The organism is Peribacillus sp. Bi134 (assembly GCF_918698065.1).
Classification (GTDB): Bacteria; Bacillota; Bacilli; order Bacillales; family DSM-1321; genus Peribacillus.
In genome coordinates this window covers 160,238-179,148 of record NZ_CAKKLN010000001.1, presented here as the reverse complement: position 1 = coordinate 179,148, position 18,911 = coordinate 160,238, and the positions used below count along the sequence as shown (strand labels likewise).

At 39.7% G+C, this 18,911-nt stretch carries 15 protein-coding genes; all 15 read right to left on the bottom strand.

The genetic code is table 11. The annotated features are described in order from the left end of the window. Window positions 1-84: 84 nt before the first annotated feature. Window positions 85-255: a hypothetical protein gene (locus tag LQ188_RS00835; protein WP_230176018.1), complete on the bottom strand. Its 171-nt coding sequence runs from the start codon at window positions 253-255 to the stop codon at window positions 85-87. A 143-nt stretch (window positions 256-398) separates the two neighbouring features. Continuing rightward, window positions 399-1,781 carry a sigma 54-interacting transcriptional regulator gene (locus LQ188_RS00830; RefSeq protein ID WP_230175749.1) on the bottom strand — a complete coding sequence of 461 codons (1,383 nt, stop codon included), beginning with the start codon at window positions 1,779-1,781 and terminating at the stop codon, window positions 399-401. Between the two features lie 206 nt (window positions 1,782-1,987). After that, the gene (locus LQ188_RS00825) at window positions 1,988-3,763 is read right to left on the bottom strand and encodes a sigma 54-interacting transcriptional regulator (protein WP_230175748.1); all 1,776 of its coding nucleotides are present in this window, start codon (window positions 3,761-3,763) and stop codon (window positions 1,988-1,990) included. Between the two features lie 407 nt (window positions 3,764-4,170). Beyond that, window positions 4,171-4,962, bottom strand: a complete 792-nt coding sequence (locus LQ188_RS00820; protein ID WP_101225175.1) for an enoyl-CoA hydratase-related protein — start codon at window positions 4,960-4,962, stop codon at window positions 4,171-4,173. Between the two features lie 21 nt (window positions 4,963-4,983). Beyond that, entirely contained in the window at window positions 4,984-5,469 is a 486-nt protein-coding gene (locus LQ188_RS00815) for a (2Fe-2S)-binding protein (RefSeq protein ID WP_101225176.1), read from the bottom strand. Between the two features lie 4 nt (window positions 5,470-5,473). Beyond that, entirely contained in the window at window positions 5,474-6,349 is an 876-nt protein-coding gene (locus LQ188_RS00810) for a xanthine dehydrogenase family protein subunit M (RefSeq protein ID WP_101225177.1), read from the bottom strand. 51 nt (window positions 6,350-6,400) lie between these two features. Next, window positions 6,401-8,821, bottom strand: a complete 2,421-nt coding sequence (locus tag LQ188_RS00805; RefSeq protein WP_230175747.1) for a xanthine dehydrogenase family protein molybdopterin-binding subunit — start codon at window positions 8,819-8,821, stop codon at window positions 6,401-6,403. Next, window positions 8,802-9,443 carry a nucleotidyltransferase family protein gene (locus tag LQ188_RS00800; RefSeq protein WP_230175746.1) on the bottom strand — a complete coding sequence of 214 codons (642 nt, stop codon included), beginning with the start codon at window positions 9,441-9,443 and terminating at the stop codon, window positions 8,802-8,804. Before LQ188_RS00800 ends, LQ188_RS00805 begins: the two co-directional genes overlap by 20 nt. Further along, window positions 9,430-10,476, bottom strand: coding sequence for an XdhC/CoxI family protein (locus tag LQ188_RS00795; protein WP_230175745.1), 1,047 nt, complete (start codon window positions 10,474-10,476; stop codon window positions 9,430-9,432). The genes LQ188_RS00800 and LQ188_RS00795 overlap by 14 nt, the downstream gene beginning before the upstream one ends. Window positions 10,477-10,509: 33 nt before the next feature. Next, window positions 10,510-11,277, bottom strand: a complete 768-nt coding sequence (locus tag LQ188_RS00790) for a helix-turn-helix domain-containing protein (protein WP_095395893.1) — start codon at window positions 11,275-11,277, stop codon at window positions 10,510-10,512. A 156-nt stretch (window positions 11,278-11,433) separates the two neighbouring features. Continuing rightward, on the bottom strand, window positions 11,434-12,993 hold the full coding sequence (locus LQ188_RS00785; protein ID WP_230175744.1) for an AMP-binding protein: 1,560 nt from the start codon (window positions 12,991-12,993) through the stop codon (window positions 11,434-11,436). 961 nt (window positions 12,994-13,954) lie between these two features. Beyond that, complete coding sequence (locus LQ188_RS00780) at window positions 13,955-15,352, bottom strand: UbiD family decarboxylase (RefSeq protein ID WP_095395888.1); 1,398 nt, start codon at window positions 15,350-15,352, stop codon at window positions 13,955-13,957. A gap of 17 nt (window positions 15,353-15,369) precedes the next feature. Beyond that, entirely contained in the window at window positions 15,370-16,218 is an 849-nt protein-coding gene (locus LQ188_RS00775; protein WP_101225183.1) for a R2-like ligand-binding oxidase, read from the bottom strand. A 57-nt stretch (window positions 16,219-16,275) separates the two neighbouring features. Then, entirely contained in the window at window positions 16,276-17,427 is a 1,152-nt protein-coding gene (locus tag LQ188_RS00770) for an iron-containing alcohol dehydrogenase (RefSeq protein ID WP_230175743.1), read from the bottom strand. A 17-nt stretch (window positions 17,428-17,444) separates the two neighbouring features. Then, the gene (locus LQ188_RS00765; RefSeq protein ID WP_230175742.1) at window positions 17,445-18,902 is read right to left on the bottom strand and encodes an aldehyde dehydrogenase family protein; all 1,458 of its coding nucleotides are present in this window, start codon (window positions 18,900-18,902) and stop codon (window positions 17,445-17,447) included. Window positions 18,903-18,911: the final 9 nt, after the last annotated feature.

Below are 18,911 nucleotides of genomic sequence, written 5' to 3'. Positions count from 1 at the left end.
AAAACAGGGGAAATAATGGTAATGTTGATGATCCAATCTATAAGCTGTTCTGTTTTAACGAATTTTACTTCTTTTTTAATAGGGTTAAATCGATTTCTTCATGCCACACTCTGCATTTACGAATATATACATAGTTCTTAACCGAACTTTCAAACTGAGCTTTACCGCAATTGTCACAGCGACCACTAACGTATAATCTTCGTAGTCATAAATAATTATGGTGTCCTTTTTTTCCTCTAGAATTTCTTCAGACAAAGTAAAATCTCCCTGTTCAATAGCCCTACGATGATACTCAACACTCAACACTTTAGGGACTTCATCTAGCTGAGAGTGTACAACGACTATCTTTTCCATCTTAGACCCTGGAGAAGATGAGACTTTCCCCCTATGAGTAGATGTTATAGACCATGTTTTTTCATTTTGCGGATTAAGGTCGTATGCGAAACGCCCAATACCTTGGCAGCCTTGCGAATACTCCCTTCCCGCTGAATCATGCTCTCGATTAGATTTTTCTCCACAGACTTAAATAAGTTACTTTTGGTATCCTCATTTCTTAAGAGTTTTGATAGACTGACTCCCGTATGTTGTTTTGCAATAGGCAAATCCTTCGGTTCTATTACATCGTTTTTAGTGGTTAGGACAAGTCGCTCTGTAATATTTGACAATTCTCGGATGTTGCCTGGCCAGTGATATGCGCAAAGAATATCCATAGCATCCATCGTAAATGATTTATTCTTATTATATTCCTCATTAAAATTTTGGAGAAAATGGCCGATTAACAAGGGGATATCATCCTTTCGTTCCCTCAATGCTGGAGTCTGGATAGGGATGACATTCAATCGGTAATATAGGTCTTCCCGAAATTCCCCTCTCAGGACCATAGATTCTAAATCCCTATTGGTCGCTGCCACAATTCTTACATTAACCTGAATCACCTTCGTTCCACCGACCCGGGTAAACTGCTGGTCTTGTAGCACACTTAAAAGTTTCGCCTGAAGATATAAGGGGAACTCCCCGATTTCATCCAAAAATAAGGTTCCTTGATCAGCAAGTTCAAATAATCCTGGCTTCCCATCCTTTTTTGCACCGGTGAAGGCACCGGTATCATAGCCAAAGAACTCAGATTCCAAGAGATCCTTAGGGATGGCCCCGCAGTTCACTTTGATGAAGGCACCGGAATCTTTCCGCTTACTTGTCTCATGAATTTCCCTAGCCAAGACATCTTTTCCTACTCCAGATTCACCCAACAGAAGTACTGTTGAGTCAGTTGGACCGATATGGTGAATAAGGTCGATAATTTCCTTCATCATCCGGTTAGCGGTGATGATTCCCCTTTTGGAATGGTGCTGTCGAAGTGATAAAAGTTCCATATAATATTTTGCTGAAAGCCTCTCTATTTCTTCTACCTTTTTCTTCATAATTATCTGATCGGTTATATCATGGGTGATGGATAACACCCGAATCAAACGGTTTCCTCCATCAAAGATAGGAATTGCAGTAACCAAGACAGTCCTTCCGTTCTGATACTGTTGGAAATCGGTCACCGTTTGTTTTTCCTGAATAGCCCTCAATGTGACTGATTCTTTTTGGAAGATTCCACTTTCCACAATATCCCTTATATTCCGCCCAGCATACGCTTCGCGAGGTAAACCACTTAATTTAAGCATGGACTGATTGACCAATAGAATTTTCCCTTCCTGATTCATCGCCAAAATTCCATCATGAAAATTCTCCACAATTGTCCGATATAATTCTAAATCAGGTATCCCCGTAAACTCCATGTGCTCCTCCTACGATCCAAATTGTATAGTTATAAACCATTTCCAGTTACGCTTATGTGTCACCTGTTAGCCCTTTCTGAAACGGCTTCTTTATACAGTACAAAAGACATGTACGACAAGCAGAACAAAATAACGACGAATATGAATCTCAATATATAACCGAATCCAAAACGAACAATAATTAGAATAGTAATGTACATAGTTCTTTAGCGTATCGCATTGAGGGTAACCCCAAACTCTTTCATCTTTTTGAGAACCATTGTATGAGTGACACCTATGGCCTTACCAGCTTTTCGCACTGATCCATATTTTTTCAGGGCTTGGATTAGCGCTTCCTTTTCCAGATCGACCAGGTTGCCTCCTTCTGCAGGACCGTAACAAGACAGCTTTAGGATTTGCAAGTCTACCTCAGGTTTACCTTCTTGAATCTTCAGTTTATTTTCTATCTCGTTACATCCACTTACTATATTTGGAAGATGCTTCAATTTAATGACCTTGGCACGGCAGGTAAGCACTAGTCGTTCCACTATATTGGATAACTCCCGAACATTCCCGGGAAATTTATACATTAACAATTGATCCACAACTTCTTTTGATAAGCGTTTTGAATATTGATGTTTCTCATTAAATTTCTTCAAAAAATAACCAAGTAGCGGAGTAATATCATCCTTTCTTTCCCTTAGTGGGGGAATTGTTATTGGTATGATATTCAACCTATAATAGAGATCTAGCCGAAATGTTCCTTCCTCCACCATTCTTTCCAAGTTTCGATTGGTTGCAGCAATAACCCTTACATTAATTTTGATCGTTTGTGTTCCTCCAACTCGGATAAGTTCCTGTTCCTGAAGAACCCGCAGGAATTTTACCTGCATGTCTAATGGCAACTCTCCGATTTCGTCAAGGAAAAGAGTTCCGTTATTGGCCAATTCAAAAATACCCTGCTTACCTGCCTTTTTTGCCCCTGTAAAAGCACCCTGTTCATATCCGAACAACTCTGCCTCTAATAGATTAGGAGGAATCGCTCCACAGTTTACTTTCACGAATAATCCTTTTTCAAAACGCAAGCTGTTTTCATGTAGCACTTTGCCAATGACCTCTTTCCCAACTCCAGATTCCCCCAGCAATAATATAGTAGAATCGGAAGATGCAACATGATAGACAAGATCAAGTACATCTAGCATTTCTTGGCTATAGGCTATCACTTCTCCTGAACTTTTTATATTTTGAATGCGCACCTGTTTGAGCTCGGTTGGGTAGCGCGAAGGTAAATTCTTGGATTCAGCAAGTTGCTCTTGAAGTCTAGTTAAGTCCGAGACGTCCCTGACGTTTGCCAGAACCCGGATCAATTCTCCTTTTTGGTTGCAAACCGGCGTAGCTGTAACCAGAGTATATATTCCAGTATTTTTATACTTCTGAACATTTGTATATGATCTTCCTGATTGTAGCGTCTTCATCACCACAGAATCGTTCAGAAATAGGCCTTTATCCACCATATCGTTCATGTGCGCCCCGACCATTACCTCCTTGTTCAGTAAAGTGATCTGTTCAAACTCCTTATTGATATGCAGAATATAACCTGTCTCATCTGTTATCAATATTCCATCATAAGAATTGTCTATAACGAGCATCAACTTATTTAATTCATCCTGCAGGCAACGATGAATCTCATTCCATTTGATACTGCCGTAATAAAATCCATCCTTTACAACAGGAATAATTTGTTGGGTGTTGGAACACGGTAAGCCGTAAATCACTTCCGTCCCGTCGACTGAAACACAGTCTTTATCAATGTACTCTTCGACGATTCGGTTTAAATCAGTATTTAGTAAATCCCTTGCATGAATTATTCCTATGAAATTTTGACCCGACAAAACAGGAATCTCATTTAATTGTGAAGACTTCATGTATTCAGCCGCTTTCCAGATAGGATCTGCACTTTGAACGACAGGAACATTTTGTTCAATACGATCTAACCAGTTCATGTATATCACCTTTTTTATTCTTTTCGTCAGATTAAGGATATTTGGAATTGTTTCTAGTTAAATAGATGTGTAGAAATGAAGCTCTTATATATGAGGACGGATATGAAAATTAACCTAATAAACGCCATCGTGAATAATATAAGTATAGTAAACAACCTCTTAAAACAATAATATTATTACTCTTCAAATAGGTATAACTGTATATCATTCGATAGTTCATTGGTCAACTAAGGATAGAAGATTTTTCTTTTTGATTATTTTAAATATCCAAAGGTGTAAGTCCCTGTAAGGAAGTCAAAAGGAACAAAAAAAGATTGTAGAGAGAGTAATACCACGCTTTCTCTACAAGCTGGGAAAGAACGGATTCAGGGGTTTCTCAACACCTCAGTTGACTTACTATCCATTATTTACTTTCCTTTAAAAATAGGTTTTCTCTTTTCTACGAACGCATCTACGCCTTCTTTAAAGTCTTCTGTTGTGCGAAGGAGGCCGTAGGCTTTCCCTTCCATTTTCAATCCGACTCCCAGCGGACTTTCTTCAGAAGCGTTCAACACTTCTTTTGCAACACGCTGAGCAAGCGGAGAAAATTGAACAAGCTCCTCAACTAACGAATCCACTGTTTGTTGAAGGTCCCCTTTGGACACTACTTGTGTTAATAGACCCCATTGATACGCTTCATTTGCAGGAATTTTTCTGGCACGCATGATCATGTCCTTTGCTCTTGTTAAGCCCACAATCTTTGCAATTCTCTGTGTACCTCCACTCCCAGGAATCATTCCTAGGTTCATTTCTGGAAGGGCAAGCAGGGTATCTTCCCGTGCAATCCTGAAATCACAGGCCATCGCAAGTTCTAGGCCTACACCGAACGTATATCCCTGCAGCTGAGCGATGACAGGTTTTGGAGAGCGTTCAGGAGCAGCCACGTTTTCGGCTAAATGGGAAAGCTTTTCTTGATGGGTCGCCATAAATTCCGGGATGCTTCCTCCTGCACTGAAGCATACATCTCCTGCTCCTTTGAGGATAATGACACGCACTTCATCATCTTGATTCAAACCATCAAAAATCTCTGTCAGCTGTTCTCTGCCGAGCATACTGATATAATTCATTTTCTCTGGACGATCGAACACGATTGTTGCCGTTTGTTTTTCTGCATTTTTCTCTACCCGAATATGGTCATACGTTTGCTCTGTTATAGTCAATTGTTATTTCCCCTTTTCTATTTAAGATGAGATCGCTGTTTTTTTATTTACAATGGTTTTCTCGATGGCATTAATGATACCGTCATACCCCGTGCAGCGGCATAAATGGCCAGAAAGCATTTCTTTGATTTCCTTGGTAGAGGGATCTGGCTTTTTTTCAAGATAATCTGTTGTAGACATTAAGATACCTGGTGTACAAAATCCACATTGAAGACCGTGGCATTCGACAAAGTTTTTCTGTAGATCTGTCAACTCACCATTATTTGCTAACCCTTCAACGGTTTTAATTTCGTCTCCATCTATTTGTACAGCAAACATGAGACAACTTCTCACAGCTGTGCCATTTACGTGTACGGTACAAGCACCACAAACACCGTGTTCACATCCAACATGTGTTCCAGTCAGTCCGCATACATCTCGGATAAAATCACTTAATAGCATTCGTGATTCCACTTCTTCTTGATAGACTTTGCCATTAATAGTTACTTCCACTTGATGACGTCCCATTTCTCTACCTCCTTGCCCTTTCAAAGGCTTGTGTTAACGTACGCTTCGTTAAAACTTTAGCAAGATGTGTTCGATACTCTGCTGAAGCATGAAGATCTGATTCGGGCTCAACTGCTAATTCTACACTTTCAACTATTTTTCCTAGCAAAGAATCGGACAGTGTTTCCCCTATCATGAAGTCTTCTGCATCCTCTATTAACAAAGGAATGGCCTCAACTCCGCCAAGGGCTAATCTTATGGATGAAATCTTGTCATGATCATCAACTGTCATATAGCAAGAAGCAGCAACTAACGCGAAGTCCCCATGCCTCCTGGCAATTTCCTGAAACGAATACCCTCGTCTACCTCCAATGATTGGAATATTAATCTCCGTTAAGATTTCTGTAGGCATAATATCTGTCGTCAAATAAGTAACAAAGAAATCTTCTGCACTAACGTTTCGAACCTCATCCTTTGATGCAATTTGCACTGAACCGTTCAGTGTTAGCAAGGCAAGCGGGAGCTCGGCACTTGGATCGGCATGAACAATGCTTCCGCCTATAGTTCCCCTATTCCTTGTTTGCACATGTCCAATTTGGGTAATTGCGTCGGTTAATAGACCGCAAGTATTGGCTACCATTTCAGATTCTTCTACTTTACTTTGTCTTGTTAAAGTGCCTATTTGAAGTAGATTTTGATTTTCATCATTTTTAATATAATCTAGTTCTGTTAAACCATTAATATCAATTAAGCACTTGGGTGAGGCAAGTCGCATATTCATAATGGGAACTAAGCTTTGCCCACCGGCAATGATCTTTCCATCTTCACCGGCTTCTTCTAAAAGATTCAATGCTTCATTTAGTGTGGTAGGTTTATAGTAATCAAACTTTGGTGGTTTCATAATTCCCCTCCCCTTCGGTAATCCTATTTTTATGAGATTCAGAATATTTGTTTAAGGAGCTGTCACTTTTTCCTTTGCCTCACTGAGTAACTTCCAAATGCGATTAGGACTTAATGGTAGCTCATCGATCATAATATCTAAATGGGCTAAGGCATCACTTACGGCATTGGCAATCGCCACCGGTGCACTCATGGTATTCCCTTCACCCAGGCCTTTGGCTCCTAAAGGAGTAAGAGGGGACGGAGACTCCGTATGTTTAATCGTTACATTAGGGATTTCTGGAGCAGTTGGGCATAAATAATCCATAAATGACCCCGTTAAGAACTGTCCATTCTTGTCATAAGCTAATTCCTCGTATAAAGCGCCACCAACACCATGAGCCAGACCACCCATGATTTGTCCATCAGCAATCAACGGATTTAATAGCTTTCCAGCATCATGAACGGTGAAATAATCTATTATTTTCACTTCTGCTGTATCCGGATCAATTTCCACGGTCACCATATCCGCAACAAATCCGTATGTGACAGAGGAATTGATCAGGTCGTTATCATCCGGTGGTTCTGCAGCCTGTGGTGTATAATAATGAGTTTCATAGATTCCTGGTTCCATTCCTTCAGGTAATGCAAGCGGATTCCAATGTGCTAGACCTGCAAGGCGCTTGATAGGAAACTTTTTAGCAGGATTATCCCTTACGTAAATGAAACCCTCTCCCAGCTCGAGTTCAGTGACATCTACACCAAGTTGAGAGGCAGTAATGTTAAAAAGTTTGTTCCTTACCTTTTGGGCTGCATAATAAATAGCGCTTGAACCTAACGAGGCAAACCGACTTGAATAGCTTCCTGAAGCGATGGACCAAGGACTGGTCGCTGTATCAAGTTCAGCGATTATATTTATTTGTTCCCTTGGTATCCCTAAAACTTCAGATACAATTTGGGCTGCCACGGTTTCGTGTCCTTGACCTGTTGGTGCAGTGCTAATTCTCACGTTTACACTTCCTAAGGGATCCATTGAAACAGTAGCCGCTTCTGATGCACCTGACTTCGGTAAGGATTTCGCTCTTTCTTCTGGTGTTAAGGCAACCGTGATATATCCCATATTTGATCCGGATGGTTCGACGATACATGCAAGGCCGACGCCTAAAATTTTTCCACTTTTACGCGCTTCTGCTTGTTTTTTTCTAAAGTTCTCATATTTCCCCGTTAAAAGGGCGAGTTCAAATGAATTCTCATAATCCCCACTGTCGTAAATTCCACCTGATGCTGTTGTGAATGGAAATTGTTGTTTTTTAATCAGGTTTTTTCTAATCACTTCAGAGTGGTCCAAAGAAAGTTCTTTTGCAATAAGCTGCATAATTCTTTCGAGGGCAAAGTACTGCTCCTGTCCCCCGTAACCACGGATTAACCCGGTAGGTGACTTGTTTGTCATGACTGCAAACGCTTCAATATTTAAATTTGGTATATCGTATGCCCCGGTTGAGTTGGCATGGTTACGGTATAAGCAGGCTGGTTCTGGTGCGCGAATATAAGCACCAACATTATCCATCAATTTCATTCTTAAACCGGTGACCTTGCCATCATTTTTGACGGCGGCTTCAATGTAGGTCACGCGATCTGTTCCGCTCGCACTTGATGAAAGATGTTCCTGTCGATCTTCTATCCATTTAACTGGACAGCCGAGAAGTTTACTTGTGATGGAACAAAGAACGATATATGGGAAAAGCCCTGCCTTTATTCCATAACTTCCCCCAATATCCTTTGGAATGATCAGTCTTAATTTATTGCTGGGGACTTGTAAGGATTGAGCCATGATTGCCTGAATAATAAAGGGTCCATGAAAATTAGCATGAACATTATACTGATTATGAGCAGAATCATAGTTTGCAACCACACCATATGTTTCAACAGGGGTAGCCGTATATTTCGGAAACTTATATTTATGCTTGACGATATGATCTGCTTCTTTAAAGGCTTTGTCTACATCTCCATAATGGAATTGACGATGATTGGCGATATTCGACCCAACATTTTCATGTAAGATCGGTGCATCCTCTTGTACCGTTTTCTCAATATCTACAATGGCTGGTAACTGTTTATAAGAAACTTTAATCTTTTCCATTGCGTCTTCGGCAGTATAACGATCCTTGGCAACTACAATGGCAACAGGTTCTCCAACATACCTCACCTTTTCGATGGCAAGAGGAAAATACTTAACTGGTGCCGTAACCCCAACACTAAATGGTTTTACATGGTCTTTTATGTCTTGACCGGTTACTACTCCCTTTACTCCCTGCATTTTTACCGCTTCGGTTGCGTCTATGGATTTTATATAAGCATGAGGATGTGGACTACGTAAAATTGCCGCATAGCCTGTATTTGTTGTGTTACCAAGATCATCAATATAAGTTCCTTGACCGGTTAGTAGCCGTTTGTCCTCCACCCTCGTAGCAGACTTACCTATTACCTTTGTCATGTACAACCCCCCTCTTTTTAATCAATCTTTGATAATCGTCTATTGTGTCAACATCCGGAATAATGTGCTGATTCATTGGTGCATATACAACTTCCCTGCTAAACTTTTGAATGACGGACTTTCCACCACTATCTCCTTCTACCTGTAAAAGATGATGAAACATATCTCGTTTGAATAAAACAGGATGCCCCTTCTCGTTGTTAAAAAAAACCGACTGAACGATGGATGGCCTATTCTTTACTTGGTAGGTTTCAACAATTCTGTTTATTGAGCCTTCATCCATTTCAGGCTGATCGCCTAAAAGAATAACCATGGCCTCTACTTGTTGGGGTAAAGCTTCCAGTCCGACTTTAATCGAAGTAGACATACCTAAATGTGAATCATGATTCTCTACCACATGTTTTATACCAGGAACAGATACCGCCTCTACCAACCCATTCACTTTTGGATTTATCACAACAACCACCCCATCAAGTACTGAGTGTAAACACGTTTCGATCACATGATGAACTAGTGTTTTTTGTTGATAGGGCAAAAGCATTTTTGGAGTACCCATTCTGGTTGATAAGCCCGAAGCTAAAATGATCCCCCAGACTTCATGATTCTTATCATTGATAAGCAATCACTCTCCTATGATCTCTAGAGGTGTACAAAAGTTCCTTACCCTTCGTTTGTTTTAAATGCATCGAATTACCACCACGATGAACATTAACCAATTCTGCAGCAATACTGATAGCAATTTCCTCAGGAGTTTTTGCACCAATATCAAGGCCTATAGGACTATAAATACGGTTTAACTGCATTTCATCAATAGTGAAACCGTGGAGCAACTGGTTTGTTCTGGTTGTTGGTCCTAACACTCCGATATAGGGTACCGATGAATGTAACAACGATTTTAGAACCAATTGGTCTTGAGTAAAATTGTGGCTCATCACAATAGCATAACTATGTTCACTTAATGGAACGGAAGCGGGGTGGTCTCGTTCATAGCATATTAATTCATCGGCTAAGGGAAAATTTCTTTTATTAACAAAGCCCGGTCGGTGATCTAATACATTTACAGTCCAGCCTAAATTTTTAACCGTCTTCACCAATGGAACAGCGTCTGGTCCTGCACCAAATATGTAAAGGGTAGGAACCGGCGTAATATGGTCATAGAAGACTTCACTGTTATCTTTCATCTTGAGATCCATTGGTTCCCCAATTTGTAAATTGGAGTGAACCCATCTCTCACCGATCTTAGATTCTTCTTCATCACGAGTTATGGTTGCTATGATAATGGGCTGACTTGTTGTAAAAGCCTCTCTCATTAACTTGCTTCTTTCATGGTGACCAACAGGATCAAATAGCTCTATAAAAATCTCAATGGCTCCATTACACCCTACACCCAAGCCCCAAATTTGGTCTTCTTCGCCCCTGAAATCGTAATGGATTTTTTTGGGTTTTCCTGTCTGTAAAACTTCTTTTCCGTGCTCAAGGACATCACCTTCCACACATCCTCCACTTAACAAGCCTATTAACTCTCCATCTTCAGCAAAAAAACATTTTGCCCCTTCTTTCTGGTAGGTTGAACCTTCGACACGTATGACAGTGGCCAGAATTCCTCTTTTCTTTTCTCTGACACACCTGTCCATCTCATTTATTATGGTAATCATAACCACCCCTCCCAAAGTGAAAAAATATTTTTTTCAATTGATATCTTTTTTTCTTTCCCAGAAAAAATGCTCTCGATACTGAGTTGGAGTTTTTCCTTCTATTTTCTTGAATGTTGTTGCAAAGTAACTGGAATTTGCAAAACCGGTGTTATTAGCAATAACATCAATTGGTAGTGAAATCATTCTTAACATATTTTTTGCCTTCTGAACACGAATCCAAGATAAGTATTCTACAAATGTCATCCCTATTTCTTCCTTAAAGGATTTACTAAAGTAGGATGGGCTTAAATAAACCCTATCAGCAATATTTTTAAGAGTAAGACATTCATTGTAATGTAACTGAATGTATTGTACGGCACTTTGAATCGGTTTTCTTAAATCTAATTCGAATTCACCTTCATTTTTAACCGTCTGACTTATTTCCATTTTAATTATTGGTTTTAAAACACGATCGAATATGTTCAAAAGCTGGTTTTTAGTAAGCGGTTTCAATAAATAAGCTGAAAAACCCGCATTAATGGCTGATTGGACGATTTCAAACATTTTTAACCCTGTAATTGCAATGATGGGTAAGTCTGGATAGATAAGTAGTACGTTTTTCCCAAAATCTATGCCATCCATGTTCGGAAGTGAAACATCCATTATAAGCGCACTTGGACGGGATTGTTTAAGCATCATCATAGCCCGTTGTGCGTTATTAGCTTCATAAATACGAAGAAAGTTATAGTCGCTATTTTCAACAATATGACGAATATTGCTTATACAGCTTTGGTCTGTATCAACAATTAGCAGCTCTGCCATAGGACACCTCTTTACTTCTATGTAAATCTATTATAAAAATATTCAGAAATAATTAGTTTTAATTTTTTAAGATGAGAGTTATAAAAATTTAACCACTTTGACTAGAGTTAGAAAATACATCTTTTCAACACTCTCAGCGGAGAGATTTATTTTATATCAGCCTACAGAATCGCTTTGATTTTGTAGTGCCTCAAAATCACCCTCACGTAATTTTCGGCGTAGGATTTTCCCAACGGGGCTTTTTGGCATTTCCTTAACAAATGTATACTTTCTTGGTCTTTTATAGTTCGACATGTTAGGATACCTTTTACAAAACTCATCTAACTCTTGTGCTGTAACCGTTTCGTTTTTAGAGACAATATAGGCGGATACGATTTGTCCCAATCGATCATCCTTCTCTCCAATAACGATAGCTTCCAAAACGTTTGGATGTTGTGACAGACAATCTTCAATTTCTAATGGATGAATATTTTCTCCCTCAGAGATAATCATATCGTCAAGCCGACCAACAACGAATAAATCGCCGTCTTCATCAAGAAAACCAATATCTCCTGTAAAATACCAACCATTGCGCATCGCTTTAACAGTAGCATCCGGGCGATTCCAATACCCCTTAAATGCTTCATCGGAATCTAAATTTGAAATTATTTCACCAATTTCTTCTTTCCCAACTATATCTTCGGGAGTAGAACGACCGTCGGGATCTGCCTTTACAACACGAAGATTTTGGTGAATACCTGGTTTACCAACACTGCCTGGCTTTTCAGATACATTAGGACAAATAGAAAACGTATATACTTCTGTACTGCCGTAATGATTTACAAATACCTTTGGTTTAAGTAACTTCACACATTGATTTACTAATGTAGTGGTCATTGCAGCACCTGCATATCCAACTTTTTCAAGCTTGGATAGGTCATATTTATTGAAGTCTGGATGTGTTAGCATATCATGATAAAGCGTAGGGATTAAATAAAGGGAAGAGATTCTTTCTCTGTAAATAATCTCAAGAGCATCTCCAGAATCAAAGTCTGGCAAAATAGCAATTTTTCCATTTAATAACGCCATGGTAAGCAGTGAACGAACGCCCATTGTATAATATAGCGGCATTACTCCTAGTGTACTTTCCCACAACTTGTACTGGTTTTGGACGATATGTGCCATCGCTGAGGCATATTCATTCCTATGGGTACGTGGTACTCCCTTTGGACGTCCTGTTGTTCCTGACGTGTATAACATGATCGAAATATCATTTTCATCTAAAGTAGGCTTTTGATAGCTACCTGGGCTTCGGTCTACTAGTTCAGGATAAGAAATATCTACACCAATATAATTCTCATCACCTATCAAAATTGGCCTTTCAGAAAAGTTCGATCCTAATACGGCATTTTGACTGGCTGATTCATAGACGACAGCTTTCGCTTCAGCATCGTTTACACAATACTCGACCTCTTTAGTGGATAATCGGTCATTAAGCGGAGTATAGATCGCACCAAGTTTTTGTAATGCCCAATAAATGATTACATTTTCAACTCGGTTCTTTAAGATGACTACAACACGATCCTGCTTCTGAATGCCTAGACGCTGCAAAGAGGCTGCAATTTTTTCTATTTCCTGTTGTAATTGGACATAAGTATAGCGTTTTTGGTCTTGAACTAAAGCGATATGGTTTGGGTAGCGCTCAACTGCAAAATCGAATAATGTACCTAAATTCATTTTACATCTCTCCTTTTCCCCTTGAGTTGTGCTTATCTTATCTAAATCACTTTTTACTCGTTTTTTAATTCTAAGAAAGGCCAGTTTTGGTTTTTTAGCATGGAGGCTGTTGCGGGTATTATCCTTGAGTCAGTTGATTCCAAGGCCCCACACCCTTTACGATTATTCGATAAGATATAGATTTACAATCGATTAGTCACCCTTCACTGCACCACAACTATAGAAATATCAGCTTAATACATATTTTCTATTTTCTTTAACAAGCTCTATTTTTTTGCACCCAATGATGCATATTTTAAACACCTCTGGATCTACTCCCTAGACTGTTCAATTTCTGCTGACAATTTTAAACTCCCTATACCTTCTATCATGAATACCCCCTCGCTTTATATTACTTTACTAAAATAACATATGATAGAAGAGTTATGTTTCAAAAAATGATTTTAAAATTAAGAATGCATCTTTAAATTTATTAATAGACATAATAATCGATAACTTACTTTTGGTATTCAATATTTCACTTTCCTCATATCAATATTTTCCTTAGTACAAACAATGTACCTATATTGAATCTATTAATACTGCAAAAAACAAGCCAAGTTCCATTTATAAAAAAACCTAGGCTTCCTGTTCCTTATAATTCCATCTAGAAAAGGTAGTTTAGTTGTTTTGATAGTGGTTTTAAAGGAAAAAAACAAAGCATGAAGCCGTTTATTTTTCAAGAGACTTTGCAGGTCTTTTTTACCCAGTGAATCAAAGGCATACTGTTCAACATGAATTCAAAAGTTTGACTAATACTTTTTGTACAGGTTTGCTTACAATCACATTGAATAGAGGAGAATATGAATAATAACTTGTAGGAAATGAGCGAAGTGTTTTTTTGATTACCCATGTTGAAAAGGCTGACACCAAAAGGTCATGCACAAAGCCTTTTGAGTCAGCCACAATTTTTTCATATTTTTTAGAAGTCTATATCTCCTTCAAGATGAACTGATTGAATCAATTTATCAGGATTTATGTAATCATCTAGATTACATTCATTGTAGCCGGGAATTTGAACTCGCAAGTATTGCATTTCTTCACTGTCTAAGGGGATTGTACAGTCAAATCCCATCTTCGAGCCCACTCCATCGCGTGTTGACGGGTCAAGCTTCGAACTTTGTGCTTCATGAACTACCACTAAGTCTCTGTCTGCTTGAAAGCGGGTTGCGATTGCCCATTCCACTTCTTCCATATTAAAAATATCAACCTCTTCATCCGTTACGACGACATGTTTAATATCAAAACTGTTAGCAAGTGCTGCTAAAATTGCATTTTTGGCTTCACCCTCATTTCTTTTATTAATGGAAACAATGGCATGATACCGACATGTTCCACCAGGGCTCATATGAACCGCTTTTACGGATGGAACTGTCTGTCGAATGCTCTGAAAGAGACTTGCCTCACGAGGGATGCCACCAAGCAAAAGATGTTCGTAACCCGCAGGGACAATGGTATAAAAAATCGGGTTGTTACGGTGAGTGACAGCCGTAATCTCAATCACCTCTTTGTCACTGCGTGGTCCATAGTATTTTGGGAATTCTCCAAAAGGGCCTTCAGGCTCTCGAACATGTGGAAGAATTTTTCCTTCTAACACTATTTCCGCGTAGGCCGGTACATCGATATCTACCGTCTCACAACGAACGACTTCCAACGGTTCCCCCCGAAGGGCGCTTGAGATTTCCAGTTCATCTACCCCGAACGGAGTACTTGCTTGTGACGCCAGTAACGTCACCGGATCGACCCCAATGACTATCGCACACTCCAGTGGTCTTCCCGCCTCTTCAGCCTGTTTATACAAATGAAATGTATGGCGAGGCAAGATTAGGGCTCCTATCTTATTTCCCCCGGAGATTTGGAGGCGATGAATCGAAACGTTCTGCTTTCGAGTTACTGGATCCCGAACAATAAACAACCCAGCTGTGATGTAATTACCTGAATCTTTCTCATGGTGTACCGGAATTGGTAACATCTTCATCAAATCGATATTATCCAGAATAATATTTTCTTTAATTGGCGCTTGTTGTTTGTTTAGTGCTCGACAAGGAACGGGAGATGCAACTGCTTCGGTAAATTTTGAAATAACGCCATATTGGTCTGTTTCCAACGCCTCTGCAAAATCTTCACGTGTTGAACAAATTCCTGATACAACCGGAACCTGATAATCTTCTACACTAGTAAAGTATGTTGCTTTTTTGCCATCTAATTTCTTAGCTATTTTTGCGATTTCATACTGTAAGCTAACTTTTCGGTCAATTACCGCCAACCGATGAGTTGCTTGCAGATGCTCAATCCAGGTGCGAAATGTCTTAGCTTTCATAAAAAAAGATCTCCTCCTTATATAGCAACTGAAGTTCCTAATATATCCTTTAGTCTGCGTTCTAACATTTTAGACACTCTTTCACGGCCTCGAACTTCAGGTGGAGTTGGGTATTCCCTACCATCTACAATGACAGGTTGATCATATCGAACCAAGATAAGAGGAAGGTATTCTTCGTATAACGCACGAATTCTCTTGGCATGTTCTGGTTTACGGGCAAACAGCTTTAGCATACGAAGTCCAAAGCCTACATGCCGTCCTTCGTCTTCCTTGATTCGGGCAAATCCTTCACTCAAACCAGGCAATAGGCCCTTACTTCCGTATACACCTCGAAACACATCATATCCAGTCATCGCTTGAACACCTTCTATTATTCCTTGGTAATGGGTTAACCCTTCTACAAGTGCAGCCTCACGTTCCTCTTCTCCTTGTTCAAGAGCATTCAGCATTACTTTTACACGATTATCAAGTTTCTGCTGAACCATATTTTTCACTGAAGGAATTCGCTCACGACCAATTACTTCTTTAAAATAGCGCATAAAAAACTCAGTATGTTTAAATTCCTCGAGCAATTGAGTACTAAGGAATGCCTGTTGTTCTGTAGAGGTGCCTAACATGATCCAGGGACAAAACTTTAAGGCAACATTTTCTTCAGCATCGAGAAATCCTGTACAAAAATGAATAAGATATCCTTTAAGATCTTCATCAAGCGCTTCAAAATCCCTTTTATCCTGGCTAAGATCGATAGCAGCAGGATCCCAAGTCCCAAAACGAATCGCTTTTCGATATAAGTCCCACGCCACTTCATCCGTCGTCTTATCAATACTAGGGATTAGCTCTTCAGTTTTATCGATATTTTCTGACATTACAATTACCTCCATTTTTATAATAGAATTAATAGTCTTTAATAAAAAAATCAAACTTTAAAACAGTTCTTTCAGTAGATCCAAAATCTCTTCTTCTGTTGCTAGCCAAGGATTAAATTTCCACATTCCACTTTTCACGGAGTCGTGTGCGATCCCCTTAAGGTGCTCTTCTTTAACCCCCACCTGCTGCAATTTCTGTGGAAGTCCGATATCGTTTCGTAATTTAGTCACATCTTCTATTAATTGATCTGTAATCTTCCAACCAGGTAACGATGGATCAGTTACTCGAAAAACGCTCGCCATTTCAACATGCTTATCGACCAGGGATATCGAATTACGGCGGATAACCTCCGGTAAAAGCAGACCTATTGCCACTCCGTGACTAACATAGGCATATCCGCTTAACGCACTACCAACGGCATGTGTCAATCCGAGAAATGATTGATTGAATGCCATACCGGCCAAGAGACTAGCTTCTGCCATTTTGATCCTTGCCTCTACATCATTTCCATTAAATACGGCCCGACGAAGGTATTTGCTAACAGTTCGCATGGCTGATAATGCAAGTGCGTCACTGGCAGGCTGGGATATCCGTGACACAAATGACTCTGCCCCATGTGCAAAGGCATCAAATCCTGAGGCTGCTGTAATTTTCGTTGGTGCAGTCATCGTCATTTTAGGGTCCACTATACTTATATCCGGTGCGATGAATGGGCTCGTTACCGTAACTTTTCGATTCTCCTCCCAATCCGAAAAAACAGCAAACATGGTCACTTCACTTCCGGTGCCGGATGTCGTAGGTATTGCAATGAGAGGAATATTGGATGATTGCTTGATAAGATTTACTCCAGTATAATCACGAATACTCCCTCCATTTCCAGCTATTACACGAACACCTTTGGCTGTATCGATCGGACTGCCCCCGCCAATGGCGATTAAAGCATCGCATTCTTCCTGTTGAAACCCGTGAGCTGCTTTGTCAACGGTTTCAACGCTCGGATCCGGTTCCACATCATCATAAATCACATAAGAAATGTGATTGTCCTCTAAGATTTTGGTTACATTTTCGATTAACCCTGATTTTAAGACACCGTTATCAGTAACGATAAAGGCACGTTTTACTTTAAAAGGTATATTGTTAAGTTCGTTGATTTTGTTATATCCAAAATAAATCTTTGTGGGAAGATGAAACTCAAATGATCGATACATAATAGATAGATTCCCCCCTATTCTTCTATTTCAATATTAATATGTTTTGTTTCGGTATATTCCATTAATCCTTCAATTCCCCTTGTACGCCCAATTCCGCTCTCTTTATAACCCCCAAATTCTGCCTGTGGGTAATTTTTGTTATAGGTATTAATCCAAACCGTTCCGGCCTCGACCTTTTTAGCAATTCTCACAGCTCTGTTGACATCCTTTGTCCAAACGCCAGCAGCTAAACCGAAAATTGTTCCATTAGCAAGTGAGATCGCTTCTTTCTCGTCCCTAAAAACTTGTATGGCCAGCACGGGCCCAAAAATCTCTTCTTGTGCTATTCTTGATTCAATTGGCACCTGATCAAAAATGGTTGGCTCAATATAATACCCTTTATCGTAATCTCCACCGGTCAACCTATTACCACCCGTAATAAGTTTTGCATCTCGTCTTCCAATCTCGCAATATTCCAAAATTTTATTAAGCTGTTCTTCCGAGATGACAGGTCCCATATCGGTTGTTTCAATTAACCCGTTACCAACTTTCAATTTTTCAGCCTGTTTACGCAATCCTTCCACCACTTCTTCATGAATCGACTCATGAACAATCACTCTTGATCCAGCAAAACACATTTGGCCGGCAGTAATAAAGGCTGATTTTGCAACGGCTTGAATCGCTTTGTTTAGGTTTGCATCAGGAAATATTATATTAGGAGATTTCCCCCCCAGTTCAAGAGCAAGTTTCTTCACCTTTTCTGCTGCTTTTTTCATTAAGTTTTTGCCAGTAGTCGTGTCACCTGTAAAGCTGATGGCATTAACATCGGGATTTGTAGTCATTTCATCTCCAATAACCTTTCCCGGACCAGACACGATATTCACAATTCCTGGTGGAAAGTCGCTATTTTCCTCGATTAATTTGACAATGGCAGTGCTGATAAGTGGTGTCCGACTTGCCGGTTTTAAAACCACTGCGTTTCCTGCAGCAAGGGCTGGAGCAACCTCTCGAATCATTAGCATAGCCGGCCAGTTCCAAGGTGAAATAATCCCTACTACTCCAATCGGCTCTTTGTCAATGATGCCATATGACGTGGTGGAAAGATTTATCGACCTACCGAATATACTTCGAGCCATACCTGCAAAATATTTTAACGTATCAATACAGGCGTCCAATTCTATACGAGACTCCTTTATCGGCTTTCCGTTCTCTGTGGTTAAAATTCTAGCAATTTCTTCTCTATTTTCCTTCAATTTATAAGCCCATTGCATCAAAGCATCAGAACGTCGCGAAGAATTTGAACGCCAGTCGGATGTATGAAATGCTGCCTTCGCCAATTTAATTGCCAATTTAATATCTTCTAATCCCGATTTCTGTGACTCTCCAACAATCTCACCTGTAGCAGGATTTACGGATGTCATCGTTTCCCTAGTTTTGGCTTCTTGCCAATCGCCATTAATATAATTTCTAGTAATCTCTAATTTTGCAATCACTATTTACGG